The organism is Bacillus methanolicus (assembly GCF_028888695.1).
In the GTDB taxonomy this organism is placed as follows: Bacteria; Bacillota; Bacilli; order Bacillales; family Cytobacillaceae; genus Bacillus_Z; species Bacillus_Z methanolicus_B.
Map to the genome: position 1 here is coordinate 1,636,788 of NZ_PNFF01000001.1, position 22,553 is coordinate 1,659,340.

21 protein-coding genes and 1 riboswitch are annotated in these 22,553 nt (G+C 38.3%); of the genes, 4 read left to right on the forward strand and 17 right to left on the reverse strand.

All coding sequences use genetic code 11. The features are described 5' to 3' along the window. Positions 1–184 precede the first annotated feature (184 nt). Together C0966_RS08175 and C0966_RS08180 are read right to left on the reverse strand one after the other, a co-directional pair. The gene (locus C0966_RS08175) at positions 185–466 is read right to left on the reverse strand and encodes a DUF6123 family protein (RefSeq protein WP_274854791.1); all 282 of its coding nucleotides are present in this window, start codon (positions 464–466) and stop codon (positions 185–187) included. A gap of 204 nt (positions 467–670) precedes the next feature. Beyond that, the gene (locus C0966_RS08180; protein WP_274854792.1) at positions 671–1,141 is read right to left on the reverse strand and encodes a divergent PAP2 family protein; all 471 of its coding nucleotides are present in this window, start codon (positions 1,139–1,141) and stop codon (positions 671–673) included. 137 nt (positions 1,142–1,278) lie between these two features. On the opposite strand from C0966_RS08180, the gene sspL reads away from it, so the two are divergent. Beyond that, a complete protein-coding gene (gene sspL / locus C0966_RS08185) occupies positions 1,279–1,413 on the forward strand; it encodes a small, acid-soluble spore protein L (RefSeq protein ID WP_274854794.1) in 135 nt (44 codons plus the stop codon). A gap of 267 nt (positions 1,414–1,680) precedes the next feature. Here sspL and C0966_RS08190 read toward each other — a convergent pair whose 3' ends face one another. The 9 genes from C0966_RS08190 to C0966_RS08230 all read right to left on the reverse strand — a co-directional run bounded on the left by C0966_RS08190 (position 1,681) and on the right by C0966_RS08230 (position 11,983). Beyond that, positions 1,681–2,565: a 5'-3' exonuclease gene (locus tag C0966_RS08190; protein ID WP_274854795.1), complete on the reverse strand. Its 885-nt coding sequence runs from the start codon at positions 2,563–2,565 to the stop codon at positions 1,681–1,683. 81 nt (positions 2,566–2,646) lie between these two features. Then, a complete protein-coding gene (locus tag C0966_RS08195) occupies positions 2,647–2,838 on the reverse strand; it encodes a hypothetical protein (RefSeq protein ID WP_274854796.1) in 192 nt (63 codons plus the stop codon). After that, complete coding sequence (locus tag C0966_RS08200) at positions 2,835–3,602, reverse strand: nucleotidyltransferase domain-containing protein (RefSeq protein WP_274854797.1); 768 nt, start codon at positions 3,600–3,602, stop codon at positions 2,835–2,837. The genes C0966_RS08195 and C0966_RS08200 overlap by 4 nt, the downstream gene beginning before the upstream one ends. Before the next feature lie 19 nt (positions 3,603–3,621). Next, positions 3,622–7,287, reverse strand: coding sequence for a dynamin family protein (locus tag C0966_RS08205; protein WP_274854799.1), 3,666 nt, complete (start codon positions 7,285–7,287; stop codon positions 3,622–3,624). Between the two features lie 355 nt (positions 7,288–7,642). Next, positions 7,643–8,206: an isoprenylcysteine carboxyl methyltransferase family protein gene (locus tag C0966_RS08210; RefSeq protein ID WP_274854801.1), complete on the reverse strand. Its 564-nt coding sequence runs from the start codon at positions 8,204–8,206 to the stop codon at positions 7,643–7,645. After that, positions 8,206–9,291, reverse strand: coding sequence for a type III polyketide synthase (locus C0966_RS08215; RefSeq protein WP_274854803.1), 1,086 nt, complete (start codon positions 9,289–9,291; stop codon positions 8,206–8,208). The genes C0966_RS08210 and C0966_RS08215 overlap by 1 nt, the downstream gene beginning before the upstream one ends. A 500-nt stretch (positions 9,292–9,791) precedes the next feature. Beyond that, positions 9,792–9,962: a hypothetical protein gene (locus tag C0966_RS08220; protein ID WP_274854804.1), complete on the reverse strand. Its 171-nt coding sequence runs from the start codon at positions 9,960–9,962 to the stop codon at positions 9,792–9,794. A 114-nt stretch (positions 9,963–10,076) separates the two neighbouring features. Continuing rightward, on the reverse strand, positions 10,077–11,390 hold the full coding sequence (locus C0966_RS08225) for a nucleobase:cation symporter-2 family protein (RefSeq protein WP_274854805.1): 1,314 nt from the start codon (positions 11,388–11,390) through the stop codon (positions 10,077–10,079). Then, on the reverse strand, positions 11,387–11,983 hold the full coding sequence (locus C0966_RS08230; RefSeq protein ID WP_274854806.1) for a xanthine phosphoribosyltransferase: 597 nt from the start codon (positions 11,981–11,983) through the stop codon (positions 11,387–11,389). The genes C0966_RS08225 and C0966_RS08230 overlap by 4 nt, the downstream gene beginning before the upstream one ends. 129 nt (positions 11,984–12,112) lie before the next feature. Further along, positions 12,113–12,214: riboswitch (purine riboswitch) on the reverse strand. 419 nt (positions 12,215–12,633) lie between these two features. Here C0966_RS08230 and C0966_RS08235 point away from each other — a divergent pair. From C0966_RS08235 to C0966_RS08245, 3 genes are read left to right on the forward strand one after another with little or no spacing between them, the layout of a single operon-like run. Next, entirely contained in the window at positions 12,634–12,783 is a 150-nt protein-coding gene (locus tag C0966_RS08235; RefSeq protein WP_274854808.1) for a cytochrome c oxidase subunit 2A, read from the forward strand. A gap of 25 nt (positions 12,784–12,808) precedes the next feature. Beyond that, a complete protein-coding gene (locus C0966_RS08240) occupies positions 12,809–13,285 on the forward strand; it encodes a cytochrome c oxidase subunit II (RefSeq protein WP_274854810.1) in 477 nt (158 codons plus the stop codon). Next, on the forward strand, positions 13,285–14,940 hold the full coding sequence (locus tag C0966_RS08245; RefSeq protein ID WP_274854812.1) for a b(o/a)3-type cytochrome-c oxidase subunit 1: 1,656 nt from the start codon (positions 13,285–13,287) through the stop codon (positions 14,938–14,940). The genes C0966_RS08240 and C0966_RS08245 overlap by 1 nt, the downstream gene beginning before the upstream one ends. A gap of 49 nt (positions 14,941–14,989) precedes the next feature. On the opposite strand, the gene C0966_RS08250 is transcribed toward C0966_RS08245, so the two are convergent. From C0966_RS08250 to C0966_RS08275, 6 genes are all read right to left on the reverse strand, one after another. Continuing rightward, positions 14,990–15,901: a DMT family transporter gene (locus C0966_RS08250; protein ID WP_274854814.1), complete on the reverse strand. Its 912-nt coding sequence runs from the start codon at positions 15,899–15,901 to the stop codon at positions 14,990–14,992. A gap of 128 nt (positions 15,902–16,029) precedes the next feature. Continuing rightward, positions 16,030–17,541: a carboxypeptidase M32 gene (locus C0966_RS08255; protein WP_274854816.1), complete on the reverse strand. Its 1,512-nt coding sequence runs from the start codon at positions 17,539–17,541 to the stop codon at positions 16,030–16,032. Between the two features lie 138 nt (positions 17,542–17,679). After that, entirely contained in the window at positions 17,680–19,599 is a 1,920-nt protein-coding gene (locus tag C0966_RS08260; RefSeq protein ID WP_274854818.1) for an ATP-dependent DNA helicase, read from the reverse strand. A gap of 258 nt (positions 19,600–19,857) precedes the next feature. Continuing rightward, positions 19,858–20,541, reverse strand: a complete 684-nt coding sequence (locus C0966_RS08265) for an LppM family (lipo)protein (RefSeq protein ID WP_425535941.1) — start codon at positions 20,539–20,541, stop codon at positions 19,858–19,860. 105 nt (positions 20,542–20,646) lie between these two features. Continuing rightward, the gene (locus C0966_RS08270; RefSeq protein WP_274854821.1) at positions 20,647–21,006 is read right to left on the reverse strand and encodes a hypothetical protein; all 360 of its coding nucleotides are present in this window, start codon (positions 21,004–21,006) and stop codon (positions 20,647–20,649) included. A gap of 402 nt (positions 21,007–21,408) precedes the next feature. Next, positions 21,409–22,545, reverse strand: coding sequence for a THUMP domain-containing class I SAM-dependent RNA methyltransferase (locus tag C0966_RS08275; protein ID WP_274854822.1), 1,137 nt, complete (start codon positions 22,543–22,545; stop codon positions 21,409–21,411). Positions 22,546–22,553: the final 8 nt, after the last annotated feature.

Sequence of the window (22,553 nt, forward strand, 5' to 3'; positions counted from 1 at the left end):
TAAATAGGCTAAAACCTTGTAATTAGTATTTTACACAATATTAAGGACTTGACTCTTGATTTGATCATGTTTCAGAGCAAGTAATCCGCGCTTCTATGAGGAAAAAATGCTCGTTTTACGATAAATCGCAAAGGGGCTCGCCTAAAGGTGATCCCTAAAAGGGCAGCCCCTCATTTCAACCAGTTCATATCGCAATCAAATGATTTTCCTTCACAAATTGAATCGCTTCGTGTCGGGTTTTAATTTTGTTTGCGGTTAATGTCTCAAGTAAAGAGATATAGAAACTTCCGTCAAATTCCTTTTGCGCTTTTAAGGTTAGTTCGATTGCCGTGTTCGTCAGTTCATCAGATGCATTTGTATAATTTTTCCCAAAATAAATAAACCCAACGGCATCCTCCCGAATTCGAAAGCCTTTTGTTTGCAAATAGTGCAAATAATCTTCCACTGTCCGCACTGACTTTTCCATTCCTATCCCCCGGATCTGTAATTTTCCCTTTCTAATTTTACTTTATATTTCGACAAGTTTCTATCGTTTTTTTGTGGAAAGGAGCGAGCTGCAACATTCATGTTTAGCTTTGCAAAATATTTAGAGCCTTTATTCGCTCACAACACCTTATCTTGTTGGTTATCTTTTTCAAATGAACCTATTTCCATTATTAGGATGGGACATTTAATACTTATGCTTGTTTTTTGTCAAAAAATAGCCGATTGTGCCGACAAGAACTCCGAGGAGTGCACCTCCTATTACTTCTTCCGGTTTATGGCCAAGCATTTCTTTCAACCTTTTTGGTGATTTTTCTTCAAATTTTACACTTTCATCTTTATTGATTTTTTCAATTAATTCCCCAAGGTCATTTACTTTCAGCGTCAGCTCGCCAGTCTGGCGCCTAATTCCTTGTGCGTCATACATAACAATTAATCCATAAATTAGGGACAGAGCAAAATCGATCGTCGGCACGCCTCTTATTAATGCAATAAACGTGGTTAATGACGAAACTCCTGCCGAATGGGAACTTGGCATACCGCCCGTTTGAAAAAAGAGCTCCGGCTTCCATACTTTGTTTTTTACAAAATAAATAGGAATTTTTAACACCTGAGCCAGCCCAATGCTGAGCAATGCAATATAAACCCCTTTATTCATACCTTCACCTCGTTGTTAGTTTGAAAAAAGCCGTGTGAAATTATTCTTGTTGGATATGCTAAAGGTAATGTCCATTATTTTGGGGCAAGTTGAAATGATTACCAATTCATGACATAAAAGTTTGGAGGTACCTTTCAATGAAAAAACACAACAGAAACAGAGGAACAAAAGCACCTGGAGTAACCCCTCAAGGGTATGGGCAAGACGCAGAGTTTGCTGCAGAACCGAAAAGCAAATTAGAAAACGCCGCCAAAAAGAAAAATACAAAATAGATGAAACAATGCAGGCAGCAGAATGTTAGCGATTTTCCTGCAAATAAAAAGACCGGGCATCCGTGAACAGTGCCCAGTAAAGTGGATCATTCACGAAAACCCGGTCTTTTTTTTTTTAATATATTGGAATGAAAGCTCTAAATGTGATCGACGGCTCATAAATTTATATGGAGACACATTTTACGCAACGAAGGCTGATAAATCGAATTAAAGGCTCATATGTCAAAATAACAGCTCAAAAATCCCAACGAAGGCTCATATATTTTATTAAGCATATTCTTTTTCAATCTCTAAATACCTGTGCAGCCCTTTAAATTCAAGTTCGGCAAATTTTCCAATCACTTTTTGCCGGTCGATTTGAAATAATGCATCTTCGAGGCTGCAAGACACCGGTGCATCACACTTTATTTCGGCAAGCTTTCTGCTTAAGTGCAGCATTTCAAGGTCCTGTTCGATTTTTGTTCTCTGTGCTTTTGACAACTTCTCAATATTAGTAACGATGCCTTCAACATTTTGAAATTGCTGCACAAGCTTTATAGCTGTTTTCTCGCCGATGCCTCTTACTCCCGGATAATTATCACTAGAGTCTCCCATCAATGCTTTGATATCAATCATCTGTTGTGGCTGAATGCCTTTTTCCTCAAAAAATGACTCTTTTGTATAAACATGATAATTTCCGAAACCTTTTTTTAACAGCGCGACTGAAATATTTTCGTCAATCAGCTGCAATAGATCCTGATCCCCGGTAAGAATCAGAACATCCGCATCTTGACAGTTTTGTTTTGCAAGCGTTCCAATACAGTCATCCGCTTCAAAACCTTCAAGTCCGATATTTGGCACATCAAAAGATTCCACGATCTCTTTCACAAGGTCAAATTGAGGTAGCAATTCAACCGGAGGCTCTGAACGGTTCGCCTTATACCCTTCAAAAAGCTCCGTACGAAATGTTTTGCTACCCATATCCCAACAAACTGCCACGTGGGTCGGAGGAAATTGATTCACCGCTGTAAAAAAATGTTTAATAAATCCATATACGCCGTTCGTTGGGATTCCTTTCGAATTTATCATAAATTGACCGCTAACGGCTGTTGCATAAAACGAACGAAATAATAGCGCCATGCCGTCTACCAGCATGAATAATGGCTTTTTCATTTGTATACTTTGTCCCTCCGATTGTAAAGTCACAATTCTCATTATAGCATGGGACAACAGGAAATTGTTCTTATAAAGCCATTAAAAGCCTCTTTCCTTCTTTCGTTTTTCCATCAGTTTTTTCACATGTTCTTTCGGAGTCCAGCAGTTAAATTGATAATTTGGCTGCGTTTCATATCCGAGTCTTTTACAATGATATTCCATCCTCTTCTCTTTCCCCGCTCTTTCGGCGTGAAAATGGATACAAGTTGCACATGCGTGAAATGGATTCATTCGCTCTCTCCCGCCTTCACCTGTAAAAGCTCCCAAAGCCAATTATTTAATAAGCCCGTCAAATTCGTACCTTTATGAAGCTTTTTCGAGTATTCAATCAATATTTCTTTCTGTTTCTCTAAATAATCTAACATTTCCTTGACTTCTAAGTATGGAAGAAGCGTTTTTTCTTGTTTCGCTTTTACGAGAATGGAATATTGATTGTATAAAACATCCTTTTCCATTTCCGGTTGAGAAAGAAAATTCAGCAATTCGTTGGATACCTTGTTTTTCTCGTAAAGCCTCAAGGCGATTAAAAAAGCTTTAATCGCCTGAAGCAGCTGTTTTTGTCTTTTGTCATCGTAATTCTCTTTATTCTTAACATCTTTTACATTTCTCGACATTACCTGCATGTAATGCATAAACAAAGAATACGGCGAGTAGCCTGTTTCAATCATATATTGCAACGTTTCCCGGAATGTGTGTTTATTGACATACACGACCGGGGAATACGCCCATTCAAACAGACTCGGATTTGATTTTCTCAAAAGCTGCATTGCTTTAAAAATATCCCAGCCATGGATATCAAACTGATCAGTCAAATCAAGCACATCTTTCGGTGGATCAATGGAAAGATACTTTTTAATATTTTTAAACCGATAGATAAAGCGAATATCAAAGTCTGAATCATCGGAATGAGTTCCCCACGCACGGCTTCCCGCTTCACACGCAAAAAGGATCTCTATTTCATAGCGTTTTTCCAATTCGTTCAGCCAATCATTCATTTGACCCAACCTTTATGAATTAAGAATTTAATTGTTTTTCAATTTCTTTTAATTGATCAATCGGAATTCCTTCGCCAAGAGCAGTCATCAATCCGTTGTAGTATTCTTCCGTCTGCTCTGCTAAATTGTGCAGCAGACTGTCAAAGTGAAGGCTCAGAAGCTTCATATAATGTTCCTTCACACGGCTGTTTTCTGCTTGTAAATACTTTTCGGCAGGTTCTTGAAGGATTCCTTCCAACTCTTCTGCCAGAAAGCGCTTTTCATTTTTTTCGAAAAAAGATTTCAAATTCTTTACTTGGCCTAAAGCTTTTTTGAACATGCCTCTGTCAAGTTCTTTAAAAGCATTGTAAAACTCAATTCCGGTAAACTCCTGCGATTCAAACTGCGAGAACGCAATTCCTTCTTCGCTCTTGGCTGCCAATTCTTGTGTAAGGGCAGAATAGAAGTTTTTAAGAATTTTCGTGATGAACGCCTCAACTCTTAACGATGTCGCTCTCATTTCCTGAGCAAAATCAAATCCGATGCTTTCAAGCAATTCTTCCAAGGAAGTTTGAAGAGCCTTCTTTATATTTCTGCCATCATCTTTTAGCACTGCCGGGTTAAAGGCTTCTTTGAAAAAATCGCCGAACCGGAAAAACACCCTTTGTTTAATGTAAAATATTAATTCATCCGCCTCTTGGATCAGCTGATTTTTCAAGAAGTCAGGAGCTTGTGATTGAATAAAAGCCAGCATTCGCTCTTTTTCCGCTTTCACTGTTTCGTATTTTTGTTTTTTTACCGATTCGTCTTCCATTGCGGATGAAATAAGCCCGCGAAGAAGGTCAGAAGCGCGGACAAGATCTGCTTCGGCTGAAGATTCAGCAATTTTCATTAAATCTCCTGAAATAAAGGAATAGAAAGCCTTTTCAAAAACGTTTATTCGAGATTCTTCAGTCTCAAGCTGCATTGTTTTTTCTTTCAAAGCGAGCAAGCTTGAAACCGGGAACAAATTCGGACGGCGAATACCGTACTGTACAAGATGATCTTGTACGTACTCCATAACAGAAGCCATTTCCTCCTCGTTATTGGCAAGGTCAATCGCATTGACAATAAAAAACATTTTATCAAGTTCAAATGTCTCTTTCACCCGGCCCAATTGGATGAGGAATTCCCGGTCTGCTTTTGAGAAAGCATGGTTATAGTAAGTGACAAACAAAATGGCATCCGAATTTTTAATATAGTTAAAAGCGACTCCGGTATGGCGTGCATTGATGGAATCAGCGCCGGGCGTATCCACCAAAGTAATCCCTGCTCTTGTTAACGGACTATCAATGAAAACCTCAATCTCTTCAACAAAACACGATTTTTCTTCATTGGCAACAAATTCGCGAAATTCTTTCAAATCTGTTTGCACTGTTTCGCCGAGACGGTTTTGAAAAAGTTCAAAACCTTTGTAAAAAGCGGACAGAAAAGCAAAATGCATTTTTCCGGAAGCATCCGAAACAGCTTCTTTTCCAACTATTTTTTGTATCGAAGCCATTCCTTCATGAAAATCTTTCACTTCGTATCCAAAGAAATGCAACGACCGCTGAACTTCTTCAAAAAGCGCGGAGGAATCTTTTAATTTGACGATCACAGTTCCATGCGAATGGTTTTTGTCAACTGGCCTAATTTTATTGATTGCAGCCGTTGTCGGGTTTGGCGAAACCGGGAGCAAATCTGTTCCAATTAAGGCATTGGCAAACGAAGATTTCCCGGCGCTGAATGCACCGAACAAAGCAACGGTAAATTGCCGGTTTTCAAGGCGCTCCGCTTTGCGAAGAAGCTCTTCACTCATTTTCTTCATACCGGGTATAGAACTGATTTTCTCCCCAGTAAACCGGAGTTTTCTTGCTAATTTTTCAAACTTGGCATCAGAAAGCGTTTCCAGGTTCCCTTGTTGATTATTATCATCGGAATCCCCTTTATCCCAGGCACTCCATCTCTTTTTGTTCGGCTCAAAAGAATCATCTATCACATCTGTAATAATTTCAAACTCTTCCTCCTCAAATGAAAAAAGAGAAAGAATGGTATCATAATCCACATTTATTTCATTGCTGCCTGTTAAAATCCCTTCCATGGCAAAACGGGCAGACATCTGCTTTTCCTGTATTGAATCTAAAATTCTTTTCGCGTCAACAAATTTTTGCCATTGATTGAATTCTGCTTGCAGCTTACTTTTTGCGTCAACATTTTTCTCTAGCAGAAAGTTGCTAAAACTTTCGATTAAAGGAAGGACTTCTTGCTTCGCTGCTTTTTTCAATAACTCAGCAACTTCATTTGTATAATTTAAAACATATTCCCCTGACAGCCTCGCCCCTGGTTTTACGGCCGACTTTAATAAATCGATCGGGAATGGGACCGCAAAGTTTTGGGCTCTTGCGGCAAGCTCCGGATGAAAAACTCCTTCGCTCTTTAAAGCATTCAAAATCAGTTCGCGCAAATGCCATTCCAGCTGGGTCTTTACCTTTTCAGAAAGGTCGCTGTAAAATTGTTCAAGCCGTTCATTCCGGGCCTCTTCCGTCTTTTGTTTCGTAAAAAACAAGCCAACTTTAAAATCCGGCTGGAGGGACTCCAAATATTTTTCGGCAAGCTCTCTCGTCTGGAAAGGCATAAGATACGCATTTTTTAATATATTGTCTGTTTCAGTTAGCAGGCGTTCTTTCGTATTGGAAGCAACTGAATCGATTTCATCCAATTGCTGTTTGATCTCTTCAAGTTTTTCGACTACATTGTTTTGTTCGTCTTCCGTCAACCCGTTTAAGATTTGCTTGTTGGCCTCGATCTCTTCTTCATCACGAGCTGCCAAATACGCATAGTGATCATCGGCAAGTTTTTTTAGTGAATGGAAAATAGTTACCGGTAAAAGTTCATGCCTTTTTGAGATTTTTTCCTTTATCAAATCTTGAAGCATTGGAAATTGGTTCCCGGTATATTCTCTGTTTTTTAAGCTTGTATAAAAAATTCCTGCAGGTTTCACACCCCAAGAAGCAAACGATGCTTGCACACTTTCCTTGAAAGTTGTGAAACTTAATTCTTCTTCTCTATGTTTGTCGATTTGATTAATGACCAAATAGATTTCTTTCCCTGCATCTGAAAGCGCTTTTGTAAATAAAAAATTCAATTCGGATTGAACATGATTGTAATCCATCACATAAAAGATAATATCTGCCAAATGAAGGGCAGATTCGGTCGCAATTCGGTGTGCATCATCTGTAGAATCAATCCCGGGAGTATCCATAACTACCGTGTCTTCAGGGAAATTCGCTTTAGAATGACTGATGACAATGGAATGGATTTCATCCCCATTTTTTGCATACGTTTTCATTTTTTCTAAATCGTAAGGAGCCGGATATAGCCGAGGTTTGCCGTGTTTAAAATAAACCTTCGCATAATCCTTTCCTGATTTAATTTTTACAACATTAGCGCTCGTCGGAATCGGACTCGATGGAAGCAGATTTTCACCGATTAACGCATTGATCATGCTTGATTTTCCAGCCGAGAAATGGCCACAGAATCCTATAGAAAATTCTTTTTCTTTCCATTTTCTTGCAAGTTGCTTTACTTTTTGCTCATTTTCAAGGTCATTATTTTTTTTGAAAAATGTATATAAGGCAGTGATTTTTTCGATGAGCGGCTGATCTTGCTGAATCATTGTCTTAATCATAAATCAAATACCCCTTATTTCAACATTTCAATATTGATTCCATTGTAAACGATTTTTTTATATTTTCATACAAGTCTTTGTAGATTTTCTATCTAACAGTTTATAACAAAACAGCCCGGGAGGTTCCCCGGGCAGTGAGCATAGCAAAAAAGATCTTATTTTGTTGACTGGGCAGGTTTGGTTACATTTTGAAGAACATATTTCATAACAAATCCATAAACAACAACAGTAGAAACAACAAATAGAGAAACCATATGTAACACCATCCTTGGAGAATGATAGTGAGAATAACTTTCAAATTCAATTAGAATTTTATCATGAACGATAATCATTTTCAATATGAAGGTTTATTTTTTCACAATTTATTAACATTATTTGGAACGAATCGATTTTTCTTTTTAAAAGAAAGTTCGTATTCCGTAAATTTCGTAAGCGCTTTCTCTTCCACGGGTATTCGAATCGATAAGACGAAAATATTTAACAATGAAAAAAGGATCGCAGTAAAAAAAGCATGAAACATTAGCGGAATAATGATAAATTCGAGCGCCACTACCAAATAGTTTGGATGCTTTAAATATCTATAAGGTCCTTTTTTTACGACTGATGCTCCCGGCAGGACAAGAATTTTTGTGTTCCAGTATCTCCCGAGTGATAACAGCGCCCATATGCGAATGGCCTGTGCAGCAAGAAAAGCAACTAATAACAATGGCCAAAGAGGCGAGATGTCTTTATGAAAAGATTGGACCTCTGTTATTAATACGAAGAAGAATAGAATATGTACAAACACGATTATTGGATAATGTTTTTGGCCGAATTCAACAGCTCCTTGACTTTTCATCCACTTTTCATTTTGTTTCGCCACTATTAATTCGAGTATTCGTTGAATAATGATCACTGAAATGAATAGCCAGAATGCCATTATACCCACCTCATTAATAGTAATTCAGAGCTGAATCCGGGCCCAAGAGCGGCAGCCAAGCCTATTTCACCTTTATTCGCTTTTTCCATAATCCTCCGTAACACATATATGATGGTTGCTGAAGACATATTCCCATATTCCTTTAATATTTCGAGAGAATCTTTAATCATGTTTTCAGGAAGGTTGAGTTCTTTTACATACGCTTCCAGCACCTTTTTGCCTCCGGGATGGGCAATGAAATGATCAATGTCATTTAAGCAGATATTCCACTCACGGGTCAGTTTTTCTACATTTGGTTTTAGCCAAGTCTCTATCTTCGTTGGAATATCTTTTGAAAACACAACAAACAGCCCATCATTTTTGACATCCCACCCCATTACATCAAGAGTGTTTTTCATTGTCGACGATTGAGTGGCAAAAATGTTTGGAGATGAAGCCCGCTTTTGATATTTCAAAGTATCAGACTCACTGCCGCAAACGACAGCACAAGCTACGCCGTCAGCAAACAAGGAAGTACCGATTAAATTGCTTTTGGAACGGTCGTTTCTTTGAAATGTTAAACTGCATAATTCAATTGATAAAACAAGAACCTTTGCTTTCGGAAAAGCAAGGCAGTATTCAAAAGCCCTAGATAATCCGGCAGCTCCTCCGGCACACCCTAATCCAAAGATCGGTATCCTTTTCGTGAATGAGGAAAATGGAAGGATATTCATTATTCTTGATTCGATACTCGGTGTTGCAAGACCGGTTGTCGAAACAGTAATGATCGCATCAATTTCTTCATAAGGGATTTCTTCTTTTAAAAAAGTAGAATTTGTTAAACATTTCGTTATTGCTTCCGCACCTAATTTTACAGCTTCCTCAACAAAAGCATTATTTTTTTCCTCGAATGTCCTGTTATTCTTGAACCATTCCAGCTCTTTTACAAAATGGCGCTTTTCAATCTGTCCGTTTTGAAACGCTTTTAATAGCCTCTCAATGTCCTTGAACGAATCTGAAAAAAGTTCACCCGCAAATTCCATCGCTTGATGCTGTTCAATAACGAAAGGCGGAATCGCTTCTGCTGCAGACAAAATGATCGGCATTATTACATACTCTCCTTTAAATTCATGTAAAGTTACTTTTTCCATTTAAGTAAAGAGTATGCAAACAAACACACGAACACACGAGAAGAACTTCGATTTATGTAGAGAAAAAAAAAGCTTCCCCCATTCGGAGGAAGCAATTCGTTTTGAAGGAGTTGTTGTGCAATCTTATTATATACTTTGCACGACAAAATATCACTCTCAATCATTTCCAGTAAAATTCGAACGTGACTGTTTATTAATGAAGAAAAACATCGGATAAACCGATGCCGTCTTTATTGATTTTTTTCATTATGTTTTTGGACTTCGATCCAGATTGAGTTTGACGCTAACAAACCGCATGTTGTACAAATTTGCTTTTCATTGTATAAACGGCGGCAGCGATCACAATAATACTTTTTCATTCTTTGTTCACTCTTCCCCTGCTAGCCAATCTTTCTTTAGTTTATTTAAAGCGAATCGGGATTGTGACAAAGAACACCTTTTCCGAAAAAATAATCTTACAATTTTGTTTGCTGGCGGGCGATGGTTTTATTTCGTTCTCCGCCATCTGCCAATTCTTCAGAGAATTCATGGCCCTCCCGCTGATTCTTGCCGGCTATGTTTGATTCACGGATGGTATTCGATGGAAAATTATTGTTAGGTGCAGCTTCCTCATTCCAATTTCCCAAGGCAAACCCTCCTTTTTTAGTTTTGTGCTAGTATTCGTCCGTTTCCGTCATTTCATTCTTGTTTAAAAAAAGAGCCTGGATTCCTCCAAACTCTTTTAAAAAGGATGTTGTTTTTTATGAAGCTTTCTGTCCACTGATTTGTCCTGAAAACTGTACCGGTTTTCTGATCGGCAAAAAGTTAAATACAATATTTAAGAAAATCGCTGTTAAACTGCCGGCTACAATTCCGTTGTCCGTCAAAATACGAATGCTTTCAGGCATTTTCGCAAACAAATCCGGCACGGCTGTAACACCCAGTCCCATTCCGACTGAGCAAGCAATAATAAGCAAATTCTCCTGTGACGCAAAATCAACCTTGCTTAGCATTTTGATGCCGTAAGCCATGACCATGCCAAACATTGCCACCATGGCACCGCCGAGTACAGCCGATGGAATGACGGTTGTGAGCGCGCCAATTTTTGGAACAAGTCCTAGGACAACAAGAAAAGCACCTGTTGTATAAATCACTTGTTTTCCTTTCACCCCGGACAGCTGAACGAGACCGACATTTTGGGAATAGGTTGTGTAAGGAAAAGCATTAAACAATGCACCGAGAATAATCGCAAGGCCTTCAGCACGGTAGCCATTTGCAAGATCCTTCTCAGATAATTGACGATTACAAATATCGCCTAAAGCAAAATAAACTCCGGTAGATTCAACCAAGCTCACAATCGCAACTAAAATCATCGTTAAAATTGCCGTCAATTCAAACGTAGGCATACCAAAGTAAAACGGTTTTGCCATATGGAACCATGAAGCCTCTCCGACTGCTGAAAAATCTACTTTTCCCATGAAGAATGCAACTGACGTTCCAGCCAACAGCCCGAGCAAGATGGAAATCGAACGAATAAAACCGGTAAAAAAGCGATAAATAGCAATAATAAAAAGCAATGTCCCAAATGCCAGTGCAATATTAGAGAGTGACCCGAAATCTTGGCTGCCCTGTCCCCCGGCCATATTGTTCATAGCAACCGGGATCAGCGTGATTCCAATAATGGTTACAACCGATCCTGTAACAACAGGCGGAAAAAATTTCACAAGCTTGCCGAAAAATTGAGAAATTAAGACAACAAATATTCCGGAAACTAAGATTGAACCATAAATCGCTGAAATTCCGTATTGGCTGCCGATGGCAATCATCGGTCCAACCGCCGTGAATGTACAGCCTAAAACAACCGGTAAACCGATCCCGAAAAATTTATTTTTCCAAACTTGAAGAATCGTCGCAATCCCGCACATTAAAATATCTATGGAAACTAAATAAGTTAATTGTTCACTTGTCAGTCCTAATGCCCCGCCGACGATTAACGGTACGACCACGGCGCCGGCGTACATTGCAAGAACATGCTGAATACCGAGTGAAGCGGTTTTGATCATGTTTGGTTTCATACATTTACTACCTCCGATGCATTTTCAATAAATTGAACTTTCCCTTCCTCAAGCGAATCAATTCTTGCAAGAGACTCCACTCTAAAGCCTTTAGACCGCAATAGTTCGCTTCCTTTCTGAAAAGACTTTTCAATGACGATTCCAAAACCGGCTACTTTGGCCCCGGCTTTTTGGACAATTTCCGCCAACCCTAAAGCTGCCTGGCCATTCGCTAAAAAATCATCAATTATCAATACATTGTCTTCAGATGTAACATATTTTTGAGAAACGGATATTTCATTCGTCTCTTGCTTTGTGAACGAGTAAACAGAGGCAGTAAGCAAATCGCCCGCTAATGTAAGAGACTTTCTTTTTCTTGCAAATACAACCGGCACCCCAAGATGTAATGCAGTCATTAGTCCCGGAGCAATTCCTGAAGATTCAACTGTTAAGACTTTCGTAATCTTTTCGTTTTGAAACAGCCTGGCGAATTCTTTCCCTATTTCTTGCATTAAGACAGGATCAATTTGATGGTTAAGAAAAGAATCCACTTTTAAGACCGAATTTGAAAGGATGACACCTTCATCCCGAATCTTTTTCTTTAGTAAATCCATGTTCTCCCCCTTTTCATAATGGCTAAAAGCATAAAGCCTGAAGATCATTGCATTCCTCAAAAAATGAGTGAAGCAATGACCTCCAGGCTTCAGCATTGGAGGTAATAAAAATGACGCTAACAACTAGCGTTATTTTCATTGCTCACCCATAGTCGGAACATTTACGGTGTTCCGGTAGAGACTCGCGGGCCATATCCCCGCCATTATATGAGTGAATGCATATGAAATTACTAACATTATAACATCAGAAAAAGATAAATCAATAGCCGAATGTTTCAGAATAAAATAATAAAAATATTCGGATTTATCACAAAAACAATAGAGAGAAATTTATAATATTTTAGAATACAATTTTGTTTCAATTTTTTTAATGAATTTAAAAATTGAAGCAAAAAATGAATCCGCTTCTCTTCATAAGTCGTCCAGCCAAACAATTCCCTATTACAATCTTCACATTTTCTTCACATTTTCAAACCGCTATATGTGACTTTAATCACTGATATTTCAATTTTTCACTATTAACATAGTAATTACATAAGGAATGAATACTTTGTGAACTTACTGAAAGCATATGGAAGTTTCCTAATTGTTTTGTATTATGAAATTGTACTTAAGTATAATTTCCAATTTCCTGAAAGGAGGGAAATACAATGGCAGAACCGCAACTTGCCAAAAAAACAGAAGCTAAAAATGAAGAGAGCACTTCCTTAAAGGGAACATTAGCTTCCGTTTTCTTGCTCGGTTTTTTCATTGTCTTCACCTGGTTAGGAGTCTACTATCTATATTTAGATCGTTTTTAAAAGTTAGAGAGGAGTTAAAAAAGCCATGCATCTTCATAAGTTCGAAAAAATTTGGCTAATATTCGGTGTCGGGATGTTGATCGTATTCTTGTCGACCGTTGGTGTAAGTGCTTTCTATTTGGGCAATCAACCGCCAAGCTGTCTTGCAACCATCGATCCGGAAAAGGTTGACGAAACAGCCCCATTTAATAAACCCGGTCTAAAGAAAGTGGAAGGAAAAGATTGGGACTACGAACTTGTATTTGTTGCTTCTGCCTTCACTTATGAACCTGCTCAAGTACAAGTTCCAAAAGGGGCAAAAGTGAAAGTGATCGCTACCACAAAAGATGTTGTCCATGGATTTGAGATGGCCGGAACAAACATCAACATGATGCTTGAACCCGGATATATATCAGAAATAGTCACAACCTTTGATAAAGCGGGAGAATATACGCTTGTATGTAATGAATACTGTGGTGTCGGTCACCATTTGATGACTTCAAAAATAGAGGTGGTTGAATAATGAATAGCCCATCAGCTTATTTAAAGGTTGACCGCCGTGATGGCAAATTGGCGATGGCCCATTTTTATGTGGCATTTATTGCTTTAGCAATTGGCGGACTATGCGGATTATTACAAACTTTAGTTCGTTCAGGTAAATTTGAATTGCCTGCCGGAATCGGCTACTATCAAATATTGACCGTTCACGGTGTTGTTTTAGGACTTGTCTTAACTACTTTCTTTATAACTGGTTTTCAGATCGCAGCTGTTAGCCGCACTTCCGGTACGCTGTCAAACGGCCAGCGGAACATCGGATGGGCCGGTTTCTTGTTAATGACAATCGGTACAGTAATGGCTGCCGTTATGATTTTACTGAATAAAGCATCTGTACTATATACATTCTATGCACCGCTGCAGGCTCATGCTATTTTCTATCTTGGACTTACTCTTGTAATTGTCGGAAGCTGGCTTGGCGGAGTTGTCGTCATTATGTCATATGTAAAGTGGAGAAAAGCCAACCCTGGCAAACCAAGTCCTCTTCTTACATTTATGGCATTAGTAAACACCTTATTGTGGATTATTGCAACCATCGGAGTTGCGATCAGTGTACTGACTCAATTGCTTCCTTGGTCTTTAGGCTTAATTGATACAGTTAATGTATTGCTCACTCGTACTCTTTTCTGGTATTTTGGACATCCGCTTGTATACTTCTGGCTGCTGCCTGCGTATATGGCTTGGTATGTCGTTATACCAAAAGTTATTGGCGGAAAAATTTTCTCTGATTCATTGGCGCGTTTATCTTTCATCTTATTATTGCTTTTCTCAATCCCTGTTGGTTTCCACCATCAATTATTAGAACCGGGGATTGATCCGGGATGGAAATTCTTGCAAGTTATTATCACTTTCTTGGTAACGATTCCATCTTTAATGACTGCGTTCTCTTTATTTGCAACGTTTGAGAATTTCGGCCGTTCAAAAGGTGCTACTGGATTATTCGGTTGGATCAAAAAGCTTCCATGGGGAGATGCACGCTTTGTCGTGCCGTTTATAGGAATGCTGGCATTTATTCCTGGGGGTGCAGGCGGTATCGTCAATGCTTCCCACCAAATGAACCAAGTCGTCCATAATACGATTTGGGTAACAGGACACTTCCATTTAACAGTAGCAACTGCTGTAATTTTAACATACTTTGGTATTTCGTACTGGCTAATACCGCATTTAACCGGTCGGACACTTACTAAAAAAATGAATAAGCTTGCGATCGTACAAGGTGTCCTTTGGGCAATCGGGATGACCTTTATGTCAGGTGCAATGCATGCTGCCGGTCTTCTTGGAGCACCAAGACGTTCAGCATTCTCAACTTACGGCGATTCTCAGCAGGCTTTGGAATGGATTCCATATCAAATTGCACAGGCAGTTGGCGGTACGATCTTGTTCCTGTCAATTATCTTAATGCTTTACATCTTTATAAACCTTGCATTCTTTGCACCAAAAGGCGAGCAGGAATTCCCTGTTGGAGAAGTTGCTGAAGAAGCTGAAAAAACTCCAATGGTATTGGAAAATTGGAAATTATGGCTTGGCGTTACAGCTGCACTAATTTTATTCGCGTACACAATTCCGTTAATAGATATCATTCAAAATGCTCCTCCGGGATCAAAAGGTTATAAATTCTGGTAATAATTAATTACAGAACCTGCCTCAATCTTTGGCCGAGGCAGGTTTATTTTTATGAACCTTCCTTCTCTACTGTTTTAAAATTACTGTTTCCGGCAGGAAGGTTTACAACGATTACAGAAGCAAGAATCAATAAAGAACCTGCAATTTGCAGACCTGTTAATTTTTCATGATAAAGAACAACACCAAGACATGTTGCCACAATCGGTTCGACAGTAGCGATAACTGCCGCCGTGCTGCTTTCTACTCTTTCCAATCCCCAAGTATACAAAAAATAGGCAAGAACAGTTGGAATAAACCCAAGCCCGGCGGCATATACCAACACGTTAAAATCCAGTAACAGTTCACTTTTCTCCCATAAACGAACAACCGGAAACAAGACAATGTCTGCAACAACAAAAGTATAAAGAGTTACTGTAAACGGGGGATATTTTCGCAGCGCAAACTTTCCAAAAATACTATATAATGCATAGCCAAGCCCTGATCCAAGTCCAATCAACAGTGCCCAAATCGATATCGTTTGCTGCGATTCACCGGTTAGCCCCGCAATAAGAACGCAACCTGTTATCGTTCCGATCACTGCTATTATCTTTTTAGCCGTTAACGATTCCTTCAAAAAAATGTACGATAGAACAGCAACAAAAGCCGGAGATGTGTAAAGCAATATAACGGCTAGTGAAATGGGCATATAATCAATCGCAGTAAAATAACACCAATTAAAAAAGACGATACTTAAGATCCCCGTTCCAAAAAACATCGGCAAATCTTTCATACGTATTTTTATTTGGCTTGAAAATCTTAAAAGTCCAATAACCAATAACAAGATTGTTGCAGCAGTCACCCTAATTGCTACTATTTCCATTGCCGTGAATCCATAGCTTGAAAGGCCTCTTACAAAAAAAGCAATCAAGCCCCATAATGCTGCACCAAAACCAATGCAAATATAAGGCAGATAGTGTTTCATTTTCCTCTCCGTTTTCCGAGTTGTTTGTCGTTGTGATTGTATAACATGAATCAACATGAAAAACAACCTTGTAAAAACTTTTCAAATAACAAGGTTGCTTTCATATTATTTTCTAGAAAAAATAATATCTAGCCTAACCGGTATACTTCTCTATACTTTTCATACAAATAATCAATTAAATATTTAGCGTTTAAACCTTCGCCGGTAGCATCTTGCAATATTTCCAATGGTTTCTTCATTTTTCCATATTGATGGACTTTTTCAGTAAACCATTCCTTAATTGGAAGAAAATTTCCTGATTCTAGAAGTTCGTCATAGTTTGGCAAATCCTTCAGCATTGCTTGTTTAAACTGTGCTGCATACATATAACCTAAAGCATATGAAGGGAAATAGCCGAAACTTCCTCCTGACCAGTGAACGTCCTGCAGTACGCCATCCGCATCACTGTCCGGACGGATTCCTAAATATTCCTCATATTTATCATTCCATATTTGCGGAAGGTCGCTCACATTGATCTCATCATTAAACAATCCTTTTTCAATCTCATAGCGAATTATGACATGGAGCGGATAAGTTAATTCATCTGCTTCAATTCGGATAAGCGATGGTTTGGATTCATTGATCGCCCTGTAAAACTCATCCAGTTCCACGTCATCGAATTGGCCATTTGCGTATTTTTTCAATAAATTATAGTTTTTCTTCCAGAAAGAATAATGGCGCCCGACAAAATTCTCATAAAACAATGATTGAGATTCATGTATTCCCATCGATGTTCCTGTACAAAGCGGTGTTCCGATTAGACCGGAAGAAATATTTTGTTCATAAAGAGCGTGTCCGCCTTCATGAATCGTTCCGAAAACAGCTGTCCGGAAATCATTTTCATCATATTTTGTCGTAACTCTCACATCACCCGGGTTTAGACCGATAGCGAAAGGATGAACGGTTTCATCCAACCGGCCTGCATCAAAGCTATACCCTATTTGTTTAAGTATCTCGAGGCTGAATTCGCGCTGCTTTTCTTTTGGAAATCTTTTAAATAGGAAGTCCGTTTTTGGTTTATTGGGAGATTCGGAAATCTCCTTAACCAACGGAACAATTTTTTCGCGCAAATTACTGAAAACACGGTCTAGTATTTCTACGGTCACACCCGGTTCGTACATATCAAGAAGTGTGTTATATTTATTTCCTTGATAGCCCCAATACCCAATAAATCTTTTATTCATTTCAACCAGTTTTTCAAGATATGGGCGGAACATTTCAAAATCAGATTTTGCTTTTGCCTCTTCCCAAATACATTCAGCCTTTGACTGCAAAATGACATATTCTTTATATTCTTCTGCAGGAATTTTTCGATTGCGGTCATATTCTTTTTTACATTCTTCCAACGTCTTTTTCGTCACTTCTGATAAATCTTCTGCTGATGACAATTTTACTATGTATGCAGCCATTTCTTCCGATGTTGACATTTTAAAAACTTCTGAAGAAAGTATTCCGACCACTTCTGAACGCTGTTCTGCTCCCTTTTTTGGAGCTCCTGTTCGAAGATCCCAATAAAGAAGGGAAAGCGCTTCCGAAAAAGCAGTCATTTTCTTCACATATTCTAAAAATTCTTTTTCTATTCGTCTCAATGCTTTACTCACGGAAAATTCCTCCTAAAAAAATAAACCTGTTTTTCAATTTTATCATATTTTTCTGATAAATAGCTTATTTTTACTTTAAAATTTCGTTTTACGAAAAAAGAGGATGAGGGAAAATACAATGACCGTCATCCTCAAAATTTAAATTTCAGCGACTTTTGTTGGCAATACCTTTTTCACTTGTTCAATGACTTCATTTTTTTCTTCTTCGTTTAGTAATATGTGTACTTGACCCTTATCATTGCGGCTCCTGATCAGCCTTCCGACACCTTGTCTTAAGCACAGGAGCATGTAGGGAATGTCGACTTCCCAAAAAGGATTGTCCGATTCTTCACGTTTGGCAGTAAACACAGGATCTTTCGGCGGAAATGGAAGCGAAAAGATGATGACTTGTTCCAGAGAACTTCCGGGAATATCCAACCCTTCCCAAAGATGGGTGGAACAAAGAACGGATTCTTCTTCATTTTGAAACTTGGAAACAAGCATACTGATTTCTGCATCACCTTCATAGTAAATCGGAAAAGGTGATGATTCTCCTGCAAACTTCTTAAACTCTGACAAGTGGTTTGAATCATTAAATAATACAAGGGTTTTTCCGTTTGCCTTTATTATTTCCTTCAGTGTATAAGCCATCTTTTCCGATAGATCGGTTGATGGACATTTCTTTAAGAAAATCTTCATATTTTGATCATAGTCAAAAGGCGAAGCAACTGAAAAAGATAAATATTGATCAATGCCAAGACTTCTTGCCATATATTCAAAAGATTGATTTTCAGAAAGCGTCGCTGAAGAAAAAATAAACGGTATATTTTGAGAAAATACTTCTTCCCTCATAATTTCTTTTACCATTCTTGGCATAATGACTAATGTTCTTTCATCATCATTGTTTTCAAGCCATGAAATCCCCTTTGTTTCTTTCAAAAATAGCGACAGCGAGTACGTAATTTGTTCCAGGTATTCTTCAACTATTTTTAAATCATATTCGTTGATCGTAAACATTTCACTTTCGAACACTAATTCTTCTTCCAGATCATGAATAGTTTTGAGAAGCATTCTTCCACGTTCTAGAACGGATTCGTTTTTCTCGATCGCTTGTTTATCAGATCCAGCTACTTTTGAAGAGGCGATTGTTAACGCATCAAAAAACGCTTCGCTCTGAAAGATCACTTCTTCTGTTTTTATTAACGTGTTTTCTCTGATATCATTCGCTGATAATCTTGTCAAAAGATTTTCTAATGTTTGTTCCGTTAACCGGTACGTTAGCGCTTTTTGAGCCGCAAACTCGAGAAGATGGCCTTCATCAAAAACAACTGCACAAGATTCCGGCAAAAGCGGGAGCTGACCTTCGCGTTTTCTTGACTCTTTCGTCCAAATATGTTCCATATAAAAATCGTGCGAACAGATGATTAAGTCTCGAGCTCCCCGATAATATTCACGGTGAAGTGTTTGGCCGCACCGATGCCGTTTGGGGCAGCTGAAGCAATCTTGAAGAGGATCCCACGCTACTTTTTCCCATTGCTTATCCGACAGCTCAGGGTAATCTTTACGGTCACCGTAATGATGGAAAGGCTGCATCGATGAATCTCCATGAACAAACACAGGCAGCCTTTCATAAACATCGGCATATTCCTCTTCTTGAAGGTAAACATGATCCAGTTTATTTAAGCACAAATACTGATCTCTCGACTTTGCAAGCCGTACATCAATATTGAGGGATAATGCTTTTTCTAATTTGGCGATATCCCCTTCCTTCTTTACCAGCTGCTCAATCAATGTTTCATCTGCACAAGCAATAATCGCCGGCTTATTCGTGTAACGGGCATACGCGATGGCGTATAAGAGGTAGACGATCGTTTTTCCCGTTCCAACCCCGGCTTCGGCAAAAATTACTTTCTTTTCTTTAAAAGCTTTTTCAAGCTGGAATGCCATATAAACTTGTTCATCCCTCAGTTCAAATCCTGCTTCCGGAAGGATGTCATAAAATACATCTCCGATCCACTCATTCAGTTTTTGAAAAAATGACTCTGTCTTAGATATCGTAAAAGGCAATCGGCTTATCATGTTATTCCCCCGCATAAAGAAACGGAAAGCGCCTTTCAAAAGACGCTTTCATTTTCTTAAAAATATAAAACAGACAACATTCATTTTAGCTTATGAACTAGCAGAGTCAAGTATTATGATTCAGCAAAAAAACTGGAGTGGACGATCCTTTGGTCAAATAATGGCATGAAAGCTTATAAATGTGAACGAGGAATCATTTATCGGAACGATGATTAACCCCTCTCGAATGAGAAGGGCTAATTTAATAATTTTTCACTTTTACTGTTCAATAGATATACCTGCAGATTTTCTTTTTCTCTTTATGAACACAAAAATAACTACTGCTAAAATAATTCCACCGAATATTAGCAATCCGATATTTAGATAATTCACTTTTTCAAATTCGAATTCAATGTCGTTATTCACATTTGGCAAAAACTCCCACACCAATGTTTTTCCATCATCCTTTATTTCTGAAGCATTATTTTCACCAACTTTAGTTGGCAAAACCAAAGTAAAGTTCAAGTCCATTTGACTCATCATTGATGAGGCCATTTGTTGGTCAAATTCTTCCGTACCAGCGTCATCCATCATTCCTGTGAAGTCAAAATTTCCTGAGATAGAATATTTATTCTTAAAGAAACCCTTCTTCTCTTCTACTTTAAGATCGAAAAGTCTCATATCTTCTTTTTTCGCTAAATCTTCATAGGTGTCAAAATGCTTTTCTAATTTCAATCCAATATATTTATCATCTTTAAAATTTACAACTTTAAAACCTCGGGTCTCCGCCTCTTTTTTAGTTTCTTCCATGCTTTTTGTCATGGTCCCATCTATAGAAGCTACTTGCTTATCTATTCCATAGATAATAGTTAAATCACTGCTCCCATCAGAATGAATCTTTAAAGTGGTATTAAATTTTACACAACCCGTTAAGAGAATAGTAAAAATGAAAATTGAGATGATAAGGCTTTATTTTTTCTTCATACACATACCTCTTTTTTATTTAGTATTTTAGTTTGATAAATTGATTATATAATAATTTACTAAATTTATGTAAAAAAGTTAAAACTATATCCAATACGGGAATGTTAAGAATAGAATTGGTTTTTCTTTGTATTGTATTAAATTCATTTTTATTATAAAATAGGAAGAGATTTCATATTGAGGAAATTCATTGTATAAACTGACGTGAAGGGTTAGCTTATTACACATTTGACAATCCTGATTTTTACGATGCAACTGGTAATAAGTACCACGAATGATACCGGCAATTTTTTCAGAAAGACCTAAGCCGTGAAGGCCAGCATCTGTAACTAATAAAGCTTTCTTCACACCAAGACCGGCTAATCGAGTTCCAACTTCATTAACAGATCCTGGACCAAATAGATTGACTGAAGGAATGAAAAATGCACTTTGAGTGTTTGTCATACAAATATCCCCTTTGTTTTGATAGTCTTTTCATAGAAGCAATCAACAACATTTTCTCAATGAATGCGCATTCATGAAACATAGTATACTAGAATAATATAAAAGTCAATGAAAGTTAAATCAAAAATATAAATAAATTCTTTAATTTTATGAAAAGTAAATATAAGTTAAAAAGACGATGCTGAGAGCACCGTCTTTTTTATCGTTATATCTCAATATCATTTAAAGGATTATATTTATCATTCTGTTCCTTCAAAGCAGTTCCCCACATGTTTACAATGTAAGTTACATCTTCGCCTCCTCTATTCCCTGTTCCAAGCATAGTTATTACTATCATCTTATAAAGTTTTGCATGGAAAAGTTTATTACGAGATTTCCAATCAAAATATCTTAGGATATGTTTTAAATGCGCGGCGGTCTTTTCCCCCAGTATTGATAATAATCGGTTCGTATGAAGCCGTTAAACAATTTGCGTTTTTTGGTCGCAGGCTTTCCGTAAAACTTCTCGAAATCAGGGTGGGATGTTAACATATAAATCGACCATGTTTCTAAAGGCGCAAATGCCTGTCCCATTTCCTGATACATTTGCTCAACTGCTTTTTTCTCTCCAAGCCTTTCTCCATATGGCGGATTCCCAACGATGACTCCGTATTCCTTTTTTGTTGTAAAGTCCTTCACTTGCATTTGTTTAAAATGGATTAAATCGCCAAGTCCTGCTTCAAACGCATTTTCCTCGGCAATTTTAATCATGCGATGATCAATATCCGATCCGGTAATATCTAAGGGCTGGTCGTAATTCGCAAGGTCCTCCGCCTCAGTTCTGACATCATCCCATATTTTATTAGGCATCCAATTCCATGTTTCGGACACAAATTCGCGATTAAACCCCGTTGCAATATTTTGCCCGATCAATGCCGCTTCTATCGGAATCGTACCCGATCCGCAAAAAGGATCGACAAACGGGCGGTCAGGGGTCCAGTTCGTCAGCATAACCAATGCCGCTGCAAGAGTCTCTTTTAACGGGGCCTCGCCTTGTGCGGCACGGTAGCCGCGTTTATGGAGCCCGCTCCCGCTCGTATCGATCGTGATCGTTGCAATATCTTTCAGCAGAGCCACTTCAATCCGAAAAAGCGCGCCGGTTTCTTCAAACCGGGATGTTCGTTTATAAGCCGTTTTCAAACGGTCAACAACCGCTTTTTTTACGATGGCCTGACAATCAGAAACACTGAACAATTTCGATTTAACCGATTTCCCGATGACGGGAAACTCAGCGTCTTCCGGCAAGTATTTTTCCCATGGAAGTGCTTTCGTTTTCTCAAATAATTCATCAAAGCTGGTTGCTTTAAATTCTCCAACTTTTAATTTGATCCGGTCCGCAGTTCTCAGCCATAAATTTGTGCGGGCAATCGCCCTTTCGTCACCGGAAAAACTGATCTTCCCGTTTTCCACTTGACATTCATAACCTAAATCCCTTACTTCTTTTGCAACCAGTGCTTCAAGCCCCATTGCAGAAGTTGCAATTAATTGATAATTGTCCATATTTTCCC

Excerpts from the sequence above, each read along its gene's own strand:
- C0966_RS08175 (WP_274854791.1), bottom strand. The coding sequence starts at position 466 with ATGGAAAAGTCAGTGCGGACAGTGGAAGATTATTTGCACTATTTGCAA.
- C0966_RS08180 (WP_274854792.1), bottom strand. The coding sequence starts at position 1,141 with ATGAATAAAGGGGTTTATATTGCATTGCTCAGCATTGGGCTGGCTCAG.
- sspL (WP_274854794.1), top strand. The coding sequence starts at position 1,279 with ATGAAAAAACACAACAGAAACAGAGGAACAAAAGCACCTGGAGTAACC.
- C0966_RS08190 (WP_274854795.1), bottom strand. The coding sequence starts at position 2,565 with ATGAAAAAGCCATTATTCATGCTGGTAGACGGCATGGCGCTATTATTT.
- C0966_RS08195 (WP_274854796.1), bottom strand. The coding sequence starts at position 2,838 with ATGAATCCATTTCACGCATGTGCAACTTGTATCCATTTTCACGCCGAA.
- C0966_RS08200 (WP_274854797.1), bottom strand. The coding sequence starts at position 3,602 with ATGAATGATTGGCTGAACGAATTGGAAAAACGCTATGAAATAGAGATC.
- C0966_RS08205 (WP_274854799.1), bottom strand. The coding sequence starts at position 7,287 with ATGATTAAGACAATGATTCAGCAAGATCAGCCGCTCATCGAAAAAATC.
- C0966_RS08210 (WP_274854801.1), bottom strand. The coding sequence starts at position 8,206 with ATGGCATTCTGGCTATTCATTTCAGTGATCATTATTCAACGAATACTC.
- C0966_RS08215 (WP_274854803.1), bottom strand. The coding sequence starts at position 9,291 with ATGCCGATCATTTTGTCTGCAGCAGAAGCGATTCCGCCTTTCGTTATT.
- C0966_RS08225 (WP_274854805.1), bottom strand. The coding sequence starts at position 11,390 with ATGAAACCAAACATGATCAAAACCGCTTCACTCGGTATTCAGCATGTT.
- C0966_RS08230 (WP_274854806.1), bottom strand. The coding sequence starts at position 11,983 with ATGGATTTACTAAAGAAAAAGATTCGGGATGAAGGTGTCATCCTTTCA.
- C0966_RS08235 (WP_274854808.1), top strand. The coding sequence starts at position 12,634 with ATGGCAGAACCGCAACTTGCCAAAAAAACAGAAGCTAAAAATGAAGAG.
- C0966_RS08240 (WP_274854810.1), top strand. The coding sequence starts at position 12,809 with ATGCATCTTCATAAGTTCGAAAAAATTTGGCTAATATTCGGTGTCGGG.
- C0966_RS08245 (WP_274854812.1), top strand. The coding sequence starts at position 13,285 with ATGAATAGCCCATCAGCTTATTTAAAGGTTGACCGCCGTGATGGCAAA.
- C0966_RS08250 (WP_274854814.1), bottom strand. The coding sequence starts at position 15,901 with ATGAAACACTATCTGCCTTATATTTGCATTGGTTTTGGTGCAGCATTA.
- C0966_RS08260 (WP_274854818.1), bottom strand. The coding sequence starts at position 19,599 with ATGATAAGCCGATTGCCTTTTACGATATCTAAGACAGAGTCATTTTTT.
- C0966_RS08270 (WP_274854821.1), bottom strand. The coding sequence starts at position 21,006 with ATGACAAACACTCAAAGTGCATTTTTCATTCCTTCAGTCAATCTATTT.
- C0966_RS08275 (WP_274854822.1), bottom strand. The coding sequence starts at position 22,545 with ATGGACAATTATCAATTAATTGCAACTTCTGCAATGGGGCTTGAAGCA.